This window comes from Roseibium aggregatum (assembly GCF_017309185.1).
GTDB lineage: Bacteria > Pseudomonadota > Alphaproteobacteria > Rhizobiales > Stappiaceae > Roseibium > Roseibium aggregatum_B.
This window is the reverse complement of sequence record NZ_JAEKJZ010000006.1, coordinates 350,907-367,658: the sequence shown is the minus strand read 5'-3', so window position 1 is coordinate 367,658 and position 16,752 is coordinate 350,907. Positions and strand designations below refer to the sequence as shown.

At 62.6% G+C, this 16,752-nt stretch carries 12 protein-coding genes; 6 read left to right on the top strand and 6 right to left on the bottom strand.

Annotated elements, in window-relative coordinates:
• Positions 1–29: 29 nt before the first annotated feature.
• From JF539_RS23620 to phnN, 3 genes are read left to right on the top strand one after another with little or no spacing between them, the layout of a single operon-like run.
• Complete coding sequence (locus tag JF539_RS23620) at positions 30–743, top strand: DUF1045 domain-containing protein (protein WP_207143197.1); 714 nt, start codon at positions 30–32, stop codon at positions 741–743.
• Positions 740–1,885 carry an alpha-D-ribose 1-methylphosphonate 5-triphosphate diphosphatase gene (locus JF539_RS23615; RefSeq protein WP_207143196.1) on the top strand — a complete coding sequence of 382 codons (1,146 nt, stop codon included), beginning with the start codon at positions 740–742 and terminating at the stop codon, positions 1,883–1,885. Before JF539_RS23620 ends, JF539_RS23615 begins: the two co-directional genes overlap by 4 nt.
• Complete coding sequence (gene phnN / locus JF539_RS23610) at positions 1,878–2,459, top strand: phosphonate metabolism protein/1,5-bisphosphokinase (PRPP-forming) PhnN (protein ID WP_328809306.1); 582 nt, start codon at positions 1,878–1,880, stop codon at positions 2,457–2,459. The genes JF539_RS23615 and phnN overlap by 8 nt, the downstream gene beginning before the upstream one ends.
• A gap of 55 nt (positions 2,460–2,514) precedes the next feature.
• Here the strand turns inward: phnN and JF539_RS23605 are convergent, their stop codons facing one another.
• The 5 genes from JF539_RS23605 to JF539_RS23585 form a co-directional block, all read right to left on the bottom strand.
• Positions 2,515–5,430: an AsmA family protein gene (locus tag JF539_RS23605; protein ID WP_207143195.1), complete on the bottom strand. Its 2,916-nt coding sequence runs from the start codon at positions 5,428–5,430 to the stop codon at positions 2,515–2,517.
• A 127-nt stretch (positions 5,431–5,557) separates the two neighbouring features.
• Positions 5,558–6,715 (bottom strand): DUF1513 domain-containing protein, encoded by a 1,158-nt coding sequence (locus JF539_RS23600; RefSeq protein ID WP_207143194.1) that lies wholly within the window; start codon positions 6,713–6,715, stop codon positions 5,558–5,560.
• Positions 6,696–7,772 carry an imelysin family protein gene (locus JF539_RS23595; RefSeq protein ID WP_209017533.1) on the bottom strand — a complete coding sequence of 359 codons (1,077 nt, stop codon included), beginning with the start codon at positions 7,770–7,772 and terminating at the stop codon, positions 6,696–6,698. Before JF539_RS23595 ends, JF539_RS23600 begins: the two co-directional genes overlap by 20 nt.
• Complete coding sequence (locus JF539_RS23590; protein WP_207143193.1) at positions 7,769–9,298, bottom strand: di-heme oxidoredictase family protein; 1,530 nt, start codon at positions 9,296–9,298, stop codon at positions 7,769–7,771. The genes JF539_RS23595 and JF539_RS23590 overlap by 4 nt, the downstream gene beginning before the upstream one ends.
• Positions 9,299–9,385: 87 nt before the next feature.
• Positions 9,386–10,648, bottom strand: a complete 1,263-nt coding sequence (locus JF539_RS23585) for an imelysin family protein (RefSeq protein ID WP_207143192.1) — start codon at positions 10,646–10,648, stop codon at positions 9,386–9,388.
• 327 nt (positions 10,649–10,975) lie between these two features.
• On the opposite strand from JF539_RS23585, the gene JF539_RS23580 reads away from it, so the two are divergent.
• The 3 genes from JF539_RS23580 (at position 10,976) to JF539_RS23570 (ending at position 12,854) form a co-directional block, all read left to right on the top strand.
• Positions 10,976–11,452 (top strand): TerB family tellurite resistance protein, encoded by a 477-nt coding sequence (locus JF539_RS23580; RefSeq protein ID WP_207143191.1) that lies wholly within the window; start codon positions 10,976–10,978, stop codon positions 11,450–11,452.
• A gap of 90 nt (positions 11,453–11,542) precedes the next feature.
• On the top strand, positions 11,543–12,298 hold the full coding sequence (locus JF539_RS23575) for a glutamine amidotransferase (protein WP_207143190.1): 756 nt from the start codon (positions 11,543–11,545) through the stop codon (positions 12,296–12,298).
• Positions 12,299–12,332: 34 nt separating this feature from the next.
• A complete protein-coding gene (locus JF539_RS23570) occupies positions 12,333–12,854 on the top strand; it encodes a DUF1697 domain-containing protein (RefSeq protein ID WP_207143189.1) in 522 nt (173 codons plus the stop codon).
• A 49-nt stretch (positions 12,855–12,903) separates the two neighbouring features.
• Here the strand turns inward: JF539_RS23570 and pyc are convergent, their stop codons facing one another.
• Positions 12,904–16,347, bottom strand: coding sequence for a pyruvate carboxylase (pyc, locus tag JF539_RS23565; protein ID WP_207143188.1), 3,444 nt, complete (start codon positions 16,345–16,347; stop codon positions 12,904–12,906).
• Positions 16,348–16,752 lie beyond the last annotated feature (405 nt).

Genomic DNA, 16,752 nt, shown 5'->3' with positions numbered 1-16,752 from the left:
TCCCGATCTTCAAATCCGTGAATTCAACCATGCGCTACGCCATCTATTTTGCCGCCGATGCCGGCGATCCCCTGATGCGGCTCGGCAATGCCTGGCTGGGCCGGGATCCTGTCACCGGCGCGGACCTGCCGCAGCCGCCGGTTCAGGGGATGACGGCCGCGCGCTTTGAGGAACTGACCGTCAGCCCGCGCCGCTACGGGTTCCACGGGACGCTGAAAGCGCCCTTTTTCCTGTGCGAAGGTCAAACGGAAGCGGGACTGCTGGAAGCCTGCGGAGTGTTCGCCGAAGAGATCGCGCCTTTCGGAACCGCAGGCCTTGCCGTCAACCGTCTCGGCCGCTTTCTGGCGCTGACGCCGAATGCGGACGACCCGGACCTGCGGGCCTTCGCGGACCTCTGCGTCCGGCGCTTCGGGCCGTTCCGCGCACCGCTGTCGGAAGCTGACCTGAAGCGCCGGCGCCAAAGCGCTCTGACGGCCCGGCAGGATGCATACCTGAGCGAATGGGGCTATCCTTATGTTTTCGACGAGTTCCGTTTCCACATGACCTTGTCGGAAAAACTGGACGACGACGCGGAAGCGGCACTCATGGAAGCCGCCGCTGAAGACTATTTCCAGGACATCACGAAAAAGCCCCGCACCTGTTCCACGTTCGCGCTTTATCTCGAGCCGGAACGCGGCGCGCCCTTTCAGGTTCACACGGTATTTAAACTGAGCGGTTCCAAGGCGCTCAAGGAGACTGCATGAGCACGCATCCGAAGGTTTTCAAAAACGCCCGGCTCGTTCTGGCGGACGAGGTGATCGACGGCTCCCTTTCGGTCGGCGACGATGGCCGGATCGCCTCGATCGGCACGCCTTCCGACGTCGAGGGCCATGACTGCGACGGCGACTTCCTTCTTCCCGGCCTGGTCGAACTCCACACGGATCACCTGGAAACCCACTATTCGCCGCGCCCCAAGGTGCGCTGGAACCCGGTTTCGGCCGTTCAGGCCCACGACGCGCAGATTGCCTGCGCCGGCATCACCACCGTCTTCGACGCGCTCCGTGTCGGCATGGACGAGGACGCGGATCTGCTCGTGCCGGACATGCTTGCGCTGGCACAGGCCATCGAGACCGGGCAGAAGGAGCAACGCCTGCGTGCGGATCACTTCATTCACCTGCGCTGCGAGGTTTCCGCCCCCGATGTGATGCAGGCTTTCGGGGAATTCGAGGACGACGACAGCATCCGTCTGATCTCGCTGATGGACCACACCCCGGGCCAGCGCCAGTTCGTCTCCCTCGACGCCTACAAGATTTACTACCAGGGCAAGAAGGGCTTTTCCGACGCAGAAATGGCGGAGTTCATCCGCAGGCGGCAGGAACGGGCAAGCAGCCTGGCGCCTGAAAACCGCAAAAAGCTCTCCGCCTTCGCCCAGGAACACGGCATCGCCGTCGCCAGCCACGACGACGCAACGGCCGCCCATGTGCAGGAAGCAATCGATCTGAAGACGAGGATCGCCGAATTCCCGACCACGGTCGAGGCGGCCAGGGCCTCGCATGAAGCCGGCATGGCTGTCCTCATGGGCGCGCCCAACGTGGTGCGTGGCGGCTCCCACTCCGGCAATGTCTCGGCAAGGGAACTGGCCGAGGCCGGCTATCTGGATGTGCTGTCCTCCGACTATGTGCCGGTGTCGCTGATCCAGGCGGCATTTCAGCTCGCCGAGGAGATCGAGACCATCGCCTTGCCGGAAGCCGTCGCGATGGTCACATCCGCCCCCGCGAAGGCCATCGGCCTGACCGACCGGGGCATTTTGGCCCCGGACCTCAGGGCCGACCTCATTCAGGTCAGGCTGATCGGCAACGTCCCGGTCGTGCGCGGTGTCTGGCGTGAGGGCAAGCGGGTTGCCTGAACAGACCCCGGAGACAGCGGACAAACTCGGGCCGGGCCGGATGGTGCTGGTCGTTGGCCCGAGCGGCGCTGGCAAGGACACGTTGATGTCCGCCCTGAAAGATCGTCTCCGGGACCGGAAGAACATCCATTTCGCCCGCCGGGCGATCACCCGTGAGGCGGACCCGGAAGCGGAAGACCACGACACGCTGGAAAGAGGCGAATTCGACAGGCTGGTTTCGTCCGGCCGGGTCGCCCTCTCCTGGGAAGCCCATGGGCTGGGCTATGTCATTCCCGAGACTTATGACGACATTGTCCGCGCCGGCGAGACGGTCATCGCCAACGGTTCCCGAAGGATGCTGAAACGGGCGACAGAGAAATACAAGAACTCGATCGTCCTCCTGATCACCGCTCCTGCCGAAGTTCTCGCAGAACGCCTCGCCGCCCGTGGACGGGAAAGCCGCGAAGACATTTTAAAGCGTCTGGAAAGGGCGACCCTGGAACCGGAAGACGTCCCCGGTCTGGTCCGGATCGAGAACACGGGAACCGTGGAAGAGGGCGTGGACCGGATGATGAACGCTCTGGGTCTGAACTGACACCGGCAAGCCCGCCCCGGACCGGACGACAGTCGCCCGGTGGCCGAACGACCCGTCAGTTCTTCTTCTTGTCCTTGCCGAAAACGTTTCCGAGCAGTCCCGACGGCAGACCGAAACCTTCCTCAACGGCCTTGAGCACTTCCTCGTCGTCGACATCCCCCTCGATGACCTTCTGGATGTCGATCTGGGACCGTCCGCCGGTGGCCTTTCGAATGGCGGAGTTCGCGGTCTCGACCAGATCTTCCGGTACGTCCTTGTTGCCCTGCAGGATGGCAATCAACTCACCGCCGGTTTGCTGAAGCTGCTTGTAGGCCGTTTCCGGATCGTCGAGGATGCCCTTGATGTCCGGATAGATGCGGGGGTCGGACCAGGACCCCTTGATCACGACCGGAACGCCCAGGCCCGCGAGTTTCTTGTCCTCGCCCTTGCGGCGCGGCTGCGGCGGCTGGCCTTCCAGGGTCGGCACGATTTTCGGCTCCACCCGCCAGGAAAGCGTCTTTTTCGGCATGTCGGTCGTGCCCTTGCCGGACATGCGCAAGAGCGGACCGACAAGCGTGAGATCGTTCGTCGTCGCGATGCCTTTTGCGATATCAAAGGACGCGGCAAGTGTGCTGAAGTCGGTCTTTTCTTCCGTCGTCTCCTGCCATCCGAGCAGGGTTTCCACCGACAGGCCGCGCACCATTTTCGGAATGTTGATGCCCCGGATCGCCCCGTCCATGAATTCAAAGCTCGCGGTGCCGTTCAGGCCTTCCACGAGCGCCTGCTCACTGCCACCGGACGAACCGATATCGAAACCGATCGCGGCCTCGCCCTCGATCCAGCTGAACGCCGCCGCGTCCATCAGCAGCGGATAGGCGTCCAGCCCGGACAGGGAGAACTTCGCGGCCACTTCCGGCGTTGCCTTCGCGGCGTTGAGCGTAACAGCCCCGGAGCCGGCTCCACCGTAAAGCGCCAGTTTTTCCAGATTGGCCGTCAGAACGCCGTCCTGAATGGTGGTCGAGAGCGCGCTTTCGCCGATCTTGATCTTGTCCCAGCGGATTTCCCGGGTCGTGAGCTTGAAGTCAGCGTCGACGGCCTGAAGCCCGGCGAAGTCAATCGGCGCCGTGCTCCACACGGATTTGGTGCCGTTTTGGACCCGGCTCTGATCGACCTTGCCGCCGCCGCTTCCATCGCTCGCCGCGGTAGACTTCTTGGCGTTGGCCGCAGCCGCGCCGGTCGGTCCGTCGAGATAGGGGTCGAGCACCAGTTCCCTGAGCGCCAGCCTTGCCGTCACCTTGGGCTTGCCGCCCAGATCGATCCGGCCATTGGCCTCGCCCGAGGTCTCGTCGAGGGTGAACCGGGTTTCCTCGAAGGTGACTGTATCGCCCTGCATACCGAATATGCCGGAAGCCTTGAAGGTTTTCAGGCCGCCGCCGGCACCGAGCGGCTGTCCCATCCAGGCCATCAGGCCGCGGAGGTCTCCGGTTTCCACTCGCACCGCCCCGTCGACAGTGCCGGTCATCGCCGCCCGCCCGTCGAAACCGGCGCTTACCCGGTTGCCCTTGACCGTCACGGAAACCGGCGTGTCGCTTCCCTCGAGAAAGCGCCGCGGATCCGCCTCGCCGGTCAGACTGAAGGCCTCGCCGCGCCACACGAGAGCGCCGCTCAAAGCGATCGGATCGTCCAGGCCTTTCAGGTCCACATCCAGGGCGAGGTTCGTCAGCCGGTCCGCCTCCGGATCGCCCCCGACGGCGGAGGCCAGTCCAAGCCCGCCGATTTCCCCTTCCGAAATGGAAACGGTGCCGTTGATATCGAGCCCTGCGAGAAGTTCCGAAGCGGTCATGCCGACGGTTCCGAACGCGAGGTCGGCGCTCAAGGCACCGCTTGCCGGCAGATCCTTGCCGGCGAGCAGAAGAAGGTCGGGGATCGAACCGTTCTTCAAGACCAGACGGCCGGACACCTCCGGAACGAGGCCGGTCAGATCCGCATCGGCCGCTCCGCCGAGAGACAGCTCTCCGAGAAGGATATGCAAATCGGCAAGCGAAAAGGCCGCCTCCGTTCCAGCCACCTTGGCATCCATGGAAAAGGCGCCCGGATCGGCTTCAAGATCGAGGCCTGCAAGAGCCGCAAACGCTTTCAGCGACGGACCGGCCGCCTCTATGGCAAGGTTCGCGCGCACGGGCTTCAGCCCGCTTTCGCCGGAAACGGTAAGCTTGTTGTCACCGGAAGAGACCGACAGGCGGACAGGCGCCTGTTCGCCGGCAGCCAGACCGAGCGGGTTTTCGAGCGTTCCCGATACTTCGACCGGAATATCCTGGAACGTGAACCGCGATGACAGGTCCACTTCGCGTTTCAGATCGGGCGCGGTGAGGTCCAGGTCCAGGTCGGTGATCCTGACCGGCTCCGGTCTTGCAGGATCCTTGTAGGTCATCGTGCCGCCGGTAATGCGCAGCCTGTCGACACCGATGCTTTTCAGATAGCCTTGCGAAGCCGCCGTGGCGGAGCCGCTTTCCGGTTGTGTCTGGCTGGCCGCGTTCGGCGTGCCTTCATCGGTCCGCGATGCCTGCACCTCTTCCGGGGAAGGCTCCGCCTGAATGTCCAGGTTGCGCCGTGGCTGCCAGCTCGTCGAACCGTCCTGCATCACCTCCAGAAAAATATCCGGCTCCTCGAGCGTCAGGCCCGTCACCTGGATGTTGCCGGAGATCAGGCCGCCCCAGGCCAGTCCGAACTCCATGCGCCTGGCCTTGGCGAATTCGATCCCGTCGGCCCCGGCCTCGCCGGCAAGGCCGATATCCTCGGCAACCAGGATGAAGCCGGGAAACAGCGAAAGCGACACCGGGCCGTCGAGGCGCACGCGCCAGCCCAGCCGGTTGTCGACCTGTTCGACAACCTGGCGTTTGATCTCCTCCTTGGGCAGGAACAGCGGCACCACCAAAACGATGGTTACAAGCAAAACCGCCACACAGCCCAGTCCGATCAAAAGCCGTCGCATAGTCCGGGTCTCCCTTTTGCGAATCGGCCCAAATTTAGACCATACCAAGCATGAAAATGCCTGTAGAATTTGACAAAATAGGGAAACACAACGGTTTTGCGCCCGGTTGATCGGCCTGAACGCCGGATCAGCTCAGTGCAAACATGTGATTGTCCCAGGCAAATCCGGGAGGCCGGGCCAGAATTTCTGGCGGTTGTGCCGGGTCCGTGATCAGGGAAAGCGCACCGTTGCCGTCGGAAATCAGGAAATCTCCCTGATCGATCGGCGCCACCCCGCAGCCGTCCACGATCGGCTCCGCGCCCAGAAACGCGCCTGAGGACGCCTTCCAGAACAGGGTCTGCCCACCGCGCGGGGCCGAGGTCGCGATAACGTCCCCGGACCGGTTGGCGGTGACCGAGCCGATATAGTTTTTCAATCCCGCAGCCACCCCATCCGGAATGTCTGTGACCTTCATGGCCTCGTCCCGCGACATCATGGCCACGAGCGGTGGCGTTTCCGATAGCGGCCCCTCGTACTGGCCGCCAACCCACGCGCGTCCGTCCGCGTCCATGGCCATGTGACGCAGCGACAGTTGATGCAGGGATTTGTCAAGCGCATGACCGGCAAGCAGGTCGCCGTTTTCGATGTCGAGATAGACGACCGACGGCGCCATCGTGTCGAGGTTCAGCTTTTCGCGCGGCCTGTCCGGATGGGTCTCGATGCCCCCGTTGGCGACGATCAGGCTCTTGCGATCCGGGGTCAGCATCACGTCATGCGGACCGATGCCGTGGGTGCCGATTTCCCCGATCCTTCGCACGCTTTCGCCGGACATGTCGTAGATGCCAACCACGCCGCGAACCGCGTCATAGTCGTTTTCGACCGCATAGAGCAGCCGGCCGTCGGCCGAAAAACAGCCATGGCCGTAAAAATGCCGGCCGGGTTCGGAGGTCAGCACCTCCGGCCGCCGGTCTTCATAGGGCCGGACCACCACCGCGAAGGTTCCCGGCCGCCTGGCGAAGGCAACGAATTGCTGCTTGTCCGGCGAGACGGCGATGCCGTGACCGCGGCCCGGCAGGGAGATTTCACCAAGAACCTGCCCCAGATCGTCCAGAATACCGATGCCGTAATCGCCGTTGGTCTTCTTGTAAGCGCTGACGAAGAGGGGAACGCCGTCCGCCGCTTCCCGGCTCAACAGGCTTTCCGCCAGGGTCGACCCGCAAAAAGCGGGTGTTGCCGCGAGCCCGCCCAGGGCGGCCAGAAAGCTCCGGCGTGACAGGGTTTTGACGTCAGTCTCCATCCAGCGCATTGAAGCCTCCGGCCAGTCCGAGGGCGCCGGCAAGTTCGAGGGCCAGCGTGTCCCTGATCGATTTCAGTGTGATTGCCAGGACGGTCACCCGGCCGTAGCTCTCGCCATCGCCGAATGTTGCGCGCAGCGGCGGCTGCAGGTTGTCCAGATAGCCCTGCGCGTTGTCGAACTCGAAGGACACCGCGCCAAAGATCCACTCGAACTCCTCCGCAACGAGACCTTCCAGTTTCAGGCTGGCGACGCCGTCCCGGATGCCGGAGAGTTCCTCGGAGATGAAGGCAATGCCGTTGCCGGAGCGCGAAAAGGGAAACCGGTTCGGTTTGGCGCCCTTCTGCGACGACCCGAGCGCCGGCAGGAGGTCCTGGTCCCGGACAATGATGATCCCCGTCACCAGGGCGTTGAAGACGGTTTCAATGGCCTCCTTGGAGGTCCGGAACCGCTCGTTGTCCGGACCTGCGGTCAGAAGCAGCCGGCTGTAGCCGTCCGGATCGGCCCAGTCCCTGGCGACCGCCTCCCCGACGGCGGCCACGTTTTGCGCGATCGCCAGAGCGTATTCGCAGGTAAAGTCCCGGGTGTCGCCCGGTTCGCCGAGCCGGACATCCCCGGTCTTGCCGAAAGCGATCAGTTGAAGAGCCGTCAGGCCCTGTAGGGCGACGCTTTTGTCCTTGAGCGTGTCCACTGACAAAACGCTTGCGTCCTCGTTGCCGTAGACCCGCCGTATCTGACGCTGGGCCGCGTTGCGGGGATCCGGCATGAAAGCGAGCCGGGTAAGACGGTCTCCCTCGAGCAGCGGACCGAACCGTAAAAAATGGATCCTGGCGAACCCCAGAACCGTGTCGGTATAAGTTTCCCTGAACCGTTCCGCCGAAGCATCGTCCGTCTTTTCGCAAACGGCGCTGACCGCGCCCGGCAATGCCGCTGCGGTCGAAGCGAATTCCGCGGTCGACGGCCGGATATAGCCTGAAATGAAATTCTCCAGCTGTGGCGTGAAATCCGTGGCCATGGCCGGGGCGGCAGTACATAGGGCGATCATCGCCAGCATCAGACGGCGTATCATAAGGACTCCAAAAACCGTATCAGCGCCTGGCGGTCCCCAGGGGACAGGGACACGACATGGTCCCGGGCCGGCTTCGCTTCTCCATCGTGCCACAACACGGCTTCCAGCAGATTTCGTGCGCGACCGTCATGCAGGAAACGTGTGTGATTGTTCACCGCCTCCGTGAGCCCGATGCCCCAGAGCGGAGGTGTGCGCCATTCGCGTCCGCTCGCGTCGCCGACCGGGCGATGGTCCGCCAATCCCTCACCCATATCATGAAGCAGAAGATCGGTGTAAGGCCAGATCAGCTGGAACCTGTGCGCCGGATTCTCCGCGTTTCGGCGAGTGACGTATTTCGGCCGATGGCAGGCCGGGCAACCGGCTTCGTGGAAAACCTGCTTGCCCTTCAAGACCTGCGGGTCTCCCACGTCCCGGCGCGCGGGAACCGCGAGGTTCGCCGAATAAAACGTCACCAGATCCATGACCGGATCGGGAGCCTCCGAGACGCCGAGGTTGGGCTGTTCTCCATGGGGTGCGGTACGGCAGGCCTCCTGCGCCTGCGTGCAATCGCCGTAGTTGTCGGGCTTTTCCGGTGTGCTGATGCCGATATCGCCGGAAAAGGCGTCCGCCGCCTGCGCCCTAACGGTCGGGTTGGAGGCCTTCCAGCCGAACCGTCCGACGGTCAGGTCTCCGGTTTTCGGGTCCCGCACCCGGCTGATCTTTCCCGAGATGCCGTCGCCATCGAGATCATCCGGATCGGCCTGCATTTCCAGATCGCCCGGGTGGATCGCCTCCAGAAGCCCGAGGCCGATCATCGGCGGCGCGACCCGCGGCGAGATCAACGTGTCGGGATGCATGTTGCCGTAGCCAAGATCTCTTATCCGGTAAACCGGCTTTTGAAGAACAGCCGTTTCGCCCCCATTCATCGGGACCTCGATTTCCTGGTGTTCGATATCGAAGCGGCCTTCGCCTTTCAGGCCCGTGACGGCGAAATTCTGGAACTGGCCGCCATAGACCGGTTCCGGAACGAAAAGGGTTTTCTTGTCCGCGATGTCCTGGCGCTGTTTGTCGGTCTGCGGCGGTACGGAAAGCCGCAGGAACAGGGACACGGCCCGGTCGCCCGGCAGGGGCGGCCGGCCACGGCCGTCCTTCAGATGGCACCCCTGACAGGAGCGGGCATTGTAGAGAGGTCCGAGGCCGTCGGATGCCCGCGTCGAGGCGGGTGACGAGGTCCAGAGCTTCTTGAACAGACCGTTACCGAGCTTGAAGAGCTGCTCTTCCTCGAAGGTGATGTTCGCATTCGATTTGGAAAAGGAGTCCCGGCCGGGACGTCTGGTGTTTGTCCCCGCTCCGCCCTGCATTGTTTCGAAACGTTCCGGTTTCTCGAAATCGGGGGGTGCCCCCAAAACCCCGGAGACCTTCGCAAGGTCCTCAACCGACAGATCGTCCCGGTATTCCAGGCGTTCGTCCGCGGGCACGGGGCCTGTCAGTAGCCAGAAGGCCAAAACCACGCCTGACAAGGTGGCCGGTCCGGAGGCCAGTTTCATTCCGCGCATCCTGCATGTCATCCGCGAGCCCCAAATTCGCGGAACAAAAAGCCGGGCGGCGCCTCCGCGCCGCCCGGACCTGATAGATTATTCGAAGACCGCGCTCGGATTGTCGAGGCTGTCGGAGCCTTCGAACGCGATGTCGTCGAGTTCCAGGGTCTTGACCACACGCTCGATCGTGGTGGTCTGGTCGACCAGGGCGTCGACAGCGGCCTGCACCACTGCGTTGCCTTCCTCGTTGCCTTCGCCGATCATCTGATCGTAGGCCTCACCGCCTTCGGCGCGGGCCTTGAGCGCTTCGAAAGCCGCCAGCGTGGCGTCGAGCTTGGTTTTCATTTCCTCGGCGAGCGCAGCGTCCTTTGCTTCGACGAGCGAAGCCAGGGAAGCGCCGGTGACGTCGTTGCCGAGCGGGCTCTTGTATTCACCGAAATAGACGTTCCGGATACCGATCACGTCGTTGTAATGCGACATGTGGGTGTTGTCGGAAAAGCAGTCATGCTCTTCTTCCGGGTCGTGCAACATCAGGCCGAGCTTCATGCGCTCGCCGGCCAGCTCGCCGTAGGAGAGCGAACCCATGCCTGTCAGGATGGTGGCGAGGCCGCCCTCTTCACCCTTGTCCGCCAGTTCCTTGCGCGCCGCGCCGTCCGGCGACCAGGCGGCAACCATTTCTTCCAGGTCGGAGATCAGGAGGTCGGTCGCTGCCTGCAGATACTGAACGCGGCGCTCGCAATTTCCGCCGGTGCAGTTGGCCGGGTCGAAATCCGTTGCAGGACGGGCGCCGGCGCCTGCGTCCGTGCCGTTCAGATCCTGGCCCCAGAGCAGGAATTCAATGGCGTGATAACCGGTGGCAACATTGGCTTCCACCTCGCCGGCTTCCTGCAGCTTGTCTTCCAGCAGGCTTGCGGTGATCTCAGTGGCGTCAACGGTTTCACCCGCGATTTCAAGGCTCGGGTTCGCGATCACATTGGCCGTGTACAGGTCGTTTTCTTCCGACTCTTCACCGTAGGAAGTGTCGACATAGTCGATCAGGCCTTCGTCCAGCGGCCAGGCATTCACTTTGCCTTCCCAGTCGTCGACAATGGCGTTGCCGAAGCGGTAGGCTTCCGTCTGCTGATAAGGGTTGCGCGATTCCAGCCAGGCAGCGCGGGCGGCTTCCAGATTGGCTTCGGTCGGTTCCGCGATCAGCTTGTCGATCGCGGCTTTGAGGGTTTTCGCGGTCTCGAGGGAATCCGAATATTTCGCCTGGGCGATATCGCCGTAGGTCGACAGGACATCGGCCGGCGCCGCCGCCAGGGCGGGGCTGACAAACAATGCGGTGGCAGCCAGAAGGCCGTACTTGAAGCTTTTCATCGTTCCATCCCGATTTTTAAAACATGCCGTTCAGATGCTGCCGCGGCACCGGCATTCGCCAAAAAGGGCTTGGCGCGCGCAGCACCGTACAAGCTCTGGAGAAATCATTTTAAGAATGTGAAAGTCAAGTTATATATTTAAAAAAATCAATACTTTAGAACCATTCCAAAAATCATGACTTGGAGTCGTCAAGTTTAGACATGGAAAAAAACAATCCGAAGGAAACCGTGTTTTCGTAAAGTGAGCGGCAACCCTTTGATGCGAGGAAGAGATTGGGTTAGCTATTTATGTGGCCTGACGGAAGGCCGGGTAACAGGACCGATCACGATGCTGAGTGCGCTTAAGAACTTTGTCCGGGAAATGACGCTCGGAGACAGCGGCAAGAAAACCTTCGCCGAGGACGACACGCGTCTGGCGGCGGCGGCGCTTTTGTTTCATCTGGTCGATGTCGACGGGGTGATCGAGGACAGCGAAAGCGAAAAGCTCCGGCAGATCCTGCAAAAGCACTACTCCCTTTCGGACACCGAGACGACGAAACTCATTGCCGCCGCCAAACAGCGGGATGAGGAGGCCGTCGATCTTTACGGCTTCACCTCCGTGCTCAAACGCACCACGGACGAAACGGAACGGCTGGCCATTGTCGAGATGATGTGGGAGATCGTCTACGCGGATGGCCACGTTCACGAATTCGAGGACAACACCATCTGGCGGGTGGCCGAACTGCTCGGGGTTTCCACGCGTGACCGGATGACCCTCCGCCACAAGGTCGCTCAAACCGCGCCCGAAGAAGGGGAAACGGAGTGAACCCCGGGATATCCACCGTCCGGCCGCTTTTGGCAAAAGCTGCGGCGCAGGGGCTCGATTTTTTCCGCACTGCACCCTAATATGAATGTCATGAGATTTCAGCTCGATGGTGGCGGCAACCGCCCGAAAGTTCTGATCGTACTCCACCAGGAAAACTCGTCTCCCGGACGTGTCGGCCAGGAACTTGTCAGGCGCGGCTTCGCGCTCGACATCCGCAAGCCCCGTTTCGGCGACAGCCTGCCGGACACGATGGCGGATCACGCCGGCGCCGTGATCTTCGGCGGACCGATGAGCGCGAACGATCCGGACGCCTTCGTCCATAAGGAAATCAACTGGATCAGGACTCCCCTGCGGGAAGAAAAACCCTTTCTCGGCATTTGCCTGGGCGCCCAGATGCTGGTGAAGCATCTGGGAGGAACGGTCGGCGGTCACTGCGACGATCTCGTTGAAATCGGCTATTATCCGCTGAAACCGACAGAGACGGGCAAGACCCTGATGGACTGGCCGAAAAAGGTCTACCAGTGGCACCGGGAAGGCTTTGACCTGCCCAGGGGCGCGGACCTGCTGGCAAGCGGCCCCACCTATCCGAACCAGGCCATCCGCGTCGGTCCCTGTGCCTACGGCATACAGTTTCATCCGGAATTGACCCATCAGATGATGGTCCGCTGGACGACCAAAGGCGCCCCGCGCATGGTGCTCCCCGGCGCCCAGTCCCGCCGCGATCATTTTGCCGGACGCCTGATCCACGACCCCTCGGTCAAAAAATGGCTCGACCGGTTCCTCGACCTCTGGATCGGCACGGCGGATGCACCGGCACAGCGCAGCGTATTGAAGGCTGCCGAGTGAACGGGCAAAAAAGGCTCTAACCGGAGTGTTCCGCATGACCGTATTCGTGGCTTTTCTCCGTGCCGTGAACGTCGGCGGGACTGGAAAGATAGCCATGGCCGATTTGCGCGCCCTGGCTGAAAAGCAGGGCTTCCGGGACGTTTCGACCTATATCCAGAGCGGTAATCTCGTATTTCGCACGGACATGGACAGAAGCCAGGCTCACGAGGCGCTGAACAGCGCTCTGGCGGACTATTTCGGCACCACGCCGGGAGCCTTTCTGCGGACTTGCGATGACTTGAGAACGCTTTGCGCGCGCAACCCGTTTCCGGACGCGGATCCGAAACAGGTGGCCTTCGTATTCCTGCCGGAAGATGCGCCACCCGGCGCGCTCGAAACCATGGTCGCCCCGGACGGAGAACAGGCCGTGGCCCTGGGATCGGAAATAGTGGTTCACTATCCGAAGGGAATGGGCCGGTCAAAACTCAAGCTTCCGGCCCTCAAGCCCGGAACGGCGCGCAATTTGAACACCCTCCGGGCTCTTCTTGAGATCGCCGGGAACCTGGCCGGACAATAGCCCGGTGAAACATCGGCCAATCTTCCGACCGTTTCCATCCGGGCTTCGATCAGCCCTCGAACACCACCAGCAGGTCCTTGGCGTCGATCTGTGATCCGGGGCTCACAAGAACTTCCTTGACCTTGCCGTCCCGCTCCGCATGCAGCGCGGTTTCCATCTTCATGGCTTCGATGGAGACCAGCACGTCGCCCGCCTTGACCTCCTGTCCCGCGGCAACCGCGACGGTCGAGATGACGCCAGGCATCGGCGCGCCGACATGGGCCGCGTTGCCGTCCTCCGCCTTGCGCATGGCCGCCGCACCGCTCGCCCCGTGGGCCCGGTCCGGAACCTTGACGTTGCGCGGCTGGCCGTTGAGCTCGAAGAAGACCTTCTTTTCGCCCTTCTCGTCGGTTTCGCCGATCGCCTGACACCGGATCACCAGCGTCTTGCCCGGCTCCAGATCGACGGCGATCTCGTCGCCCGCCTCCAGTCCGTAGAAATAGACAGGCGTCGGCAGAACCGAGGTTGGCCCGTATTGCTGCTGCGCCTTGTCGAAATCGGTGAAGACCTTCGGATACATCAGGTAGGCGGCGAGCTCGGCGTCATCGATCTCATGACCCGTCTTTTCGGCAATCGCCTTGCGTTCCGCCTCAAGGTCCGCCTCGTCCAGCAGGGACCCCGGACGGACGGTGATCGGTTTTTCACCCTTAAGCACCTTGGCCTGCAGCGCTTCCGGCCACCCCCCCGGCGACTGGCCGAGGTCGCCGTGAAGCATCTTCACCACGCTGTCCGGAAAGGCCACGTCCTTGGCCGGGTCCTCGACGTCGTCCACCGTCAGTCCCTGGCTGACCATCATCAGCGCCATGTCGCCGACCACCTTGGACGACGGTGTCACCTTGACGATATCGCCGAACATCCGGTTCGCGTCCGCATAGGCCTGCGCAACCTCGTGCCAGCGCGTTTCCAGTCCGAGCGATCTTGCCTGTTCCTTCAGGTTGGTGAACTGGCCGCCCGGCATTTCATGCAGGTAGACCTCCGAGGCGCCGAACCTGAGATCGCTCTCGAACGCCCTGTACTGGGTGCGCACCGCTTCCCAGTAGAAGGAAATCTTGCGGATGGTCGCGGCATCGAGACCCGTGTCCCGCTCGCTGCCGCGCAGGGCCTCGACGATGGAGCCGAGGCACGGTTGGGACGTGAGGCCGGAAAGCGCGTCCATCGCCGCGTCGACCGCGTCGGCCCCCGCCTCCACGGCGGCGAGCACGGTGGCCGCCGAGATGCCCGAAGTGTCGTGGGTGTGGAAATGGATCGGCAGATCGACTTCTTCCTTCAGGGTCTTGATCAGGACCCTGGCCGCTTCCGGCTTCAGCAGGCCGGCCATGTCCTTGAGGCCGAGAATATGGGCGCCTGCCGCCTCGAGCTCCTTCGCCAGCGCGACGTAATACTTGAGGTCGTATTTGGGGCGCGCGCTGTCGAGCATGTCGCCGGTGTAGCAGATCACGCCCTCGCAGAGCTTGTTCGCCTCCTGCACCGCGTCCATGGAGACACGCATGTTCTCCACCCAGTTCAGGCAATCGAAGACCCGGAACAGATCGACACCGTTTTCCGCCGCCTGCTTGACGAAGAACCTCACCACATTGTCGGGATAGTTTGTGTAACCGACGCCGTTGGAGCCGCGCAGAAGCATCTGCAGAAGAATGTTCGGCGCCTTCTCCCGGACGAGATGAAGCCGTTCCCACGGGCTCTCGGTCAGAAAACGCATGGCGACATCGAAGGTCGCCCCGCCCCAGCACTCCAGCGAAAACAGCGTCGGCAGGCCGCTCGCATAGGCTTCGGCCACATTGACGATGTCATGGGTACGCATGCGCGTGGCCAGAAGCGACTGATGGGCGTCGCGCATGGTCGTATCCGTCACCAGCGCGCGCGTTTCGGCCTTCATCCACTCGGCGAACCCCTTGGGCCCCAGCTTGTCGAGCAGTTGTTTCGTGCCCTCCGGCCTGCCGTCGCCGAAATCCGGAACCACCGGTGCGGCCATGTCTTTCGGCGGCCGCATCCGCCCCTTGGTCTCGGGGTGACCGTTGACCGAAACATCGGCGATATAGGTCAAAAGCTTGGTGGCCCTGTCCTGACGCCTGGTCTGCGCGAACAGCGCCGGCGTTTCGTCGATGAAGCGGGTCGTGTAGCTGTTGGCCTGAAAATCCGGGTGCGTGATGATGTTTTCCAGAAACACCAGATTGGTGGCCACGCCGCGGATGCGGAACTCGCGCAGGGCCCGGTCCATTCGCCGGCGCGCATCTTCCGCCGTCGGCGCCCAGGCCGTCACCTTTTCCAGGAGAGGATCGTAGTAGCGCGTGATGACCGCCCCGGAATAGGCTGTGCCGCCGTCCAGGCGGATGCCGAAGCCGGTCGCGCCCCGATAGGCGGTGATCCGGCCATAGTCCGGAATGAAATTCTGCTCCGGGTCTTCCGTCGTGATCCGGCACTGCAGGGCGTGGCCGTTGAGGCGGATGTCCTCCTGGGCGGGCACGCCGCTTTCCGGCGTACCGATGCGTGCGCCTTCCGAAATCCGGATCTGGGCCTGCACGATGTCGATGCCGGTGACTTCCTCGGTAACGGTGTGCTCCACCTGAACCCGCGGGTTCACCTCGATGAAATAGACCGCGCCCGTGTCGGCATCCATCAGGAACTCGACCGTGCCGGCGCCCCGGTAGTTCACGGCACGGCCGATCTTCAATCCGTATTCGCAAAGCTCGGCACGTTTGGTCTCGTCCAGATAGGGCGCCGGCGCGCGCTCGACCACCTTCTGATGGCGGCGCTGGATCGAACAGTCACGCTCGAAAAGATGCACCAGCCCGCCCTGGCCGTCCCCAAGAATCTGCACTTCCACATGGCGCGCGCGCTGGACCAGCTTCTCCAGGTAGATCTCGTCCTTGCCGAAGGCCGCCTTGGCTTCGCGTTTGGCCGCCAGCACTTCCTTTTCCAGCGTCGCCTCGTCCGGGATCACGCGCATGCCGCGTCCGCCGCCGCCCCAGGAGGCCTTCAGCATGACCGGATAGCCGATCCCCGCGGCCAGCCGTTTGATTTCACGCATGTCCTCGGGCAGCGGCTCGGTCGCCGGCATGACCGGCACGCCCGCCTCGACCGCCAGGTTGCGCGCCGCGACCTTGTTGCCGAGACGCCGCATGGTTTCCGATTTCGGACCGATAAAGGTGATGCCGGCCTCCTCGCAGGCATCCACGAATTCCGGACTTTCCGAAAGAAGACCGTAGCCCGGGTGAATGGCGTCGGCTTTGGCGTGTTTGGCCACACGGATGATCTCGTCGATGGAGAGATAGGCTTCGATGGGCCCGAGGCCGGTGCCGACCTGATAGGCTTCATCCGCCTTGAACCGGTGCAGCGCCAGCTTGTCCTGCTCGGCATAGATCGCGACGGTTTTCAGACCAAGTTCGTTGGCCGCCCTGAACACCCGGATCGCAATTTCCGACCGGTTCGCAACGAGAATTTTCGTAATCGCCAAACGCCTTCTCCCCTAAATGGCTAACGGCAAAAACCGCATCAGGAAGATTACTACTTTGGCCGAAGGCGCTTGAAAAGGGCCGCGTCCGGCGCCGTCTTCCTTACCGGCAGAACACTTGTGCGGCCGCGGTGGTAACTGCTGGAAAACGAACGTTAATTCGGTTTAAGCCCCCGCAGTCTCTGGGTTTTCGAAAAATTCGCAACGCAGCAAGAAAAGGATGACGAACAGGCTCCACCGACAGCTCGCAAAGCTCTCCCGGTCAATTCGGATCTGCGCCAGGCCGTCGCCTCAGGCGTCTGAAATGACCCCTCGAGGGTCTGTCAGCGGCCTTGCGCAACTTCCCTACGGCGACCTTGGGAGGAGCATCTCCGCCGGACCGCCCCGAATTGGGACACGATGGTCCCC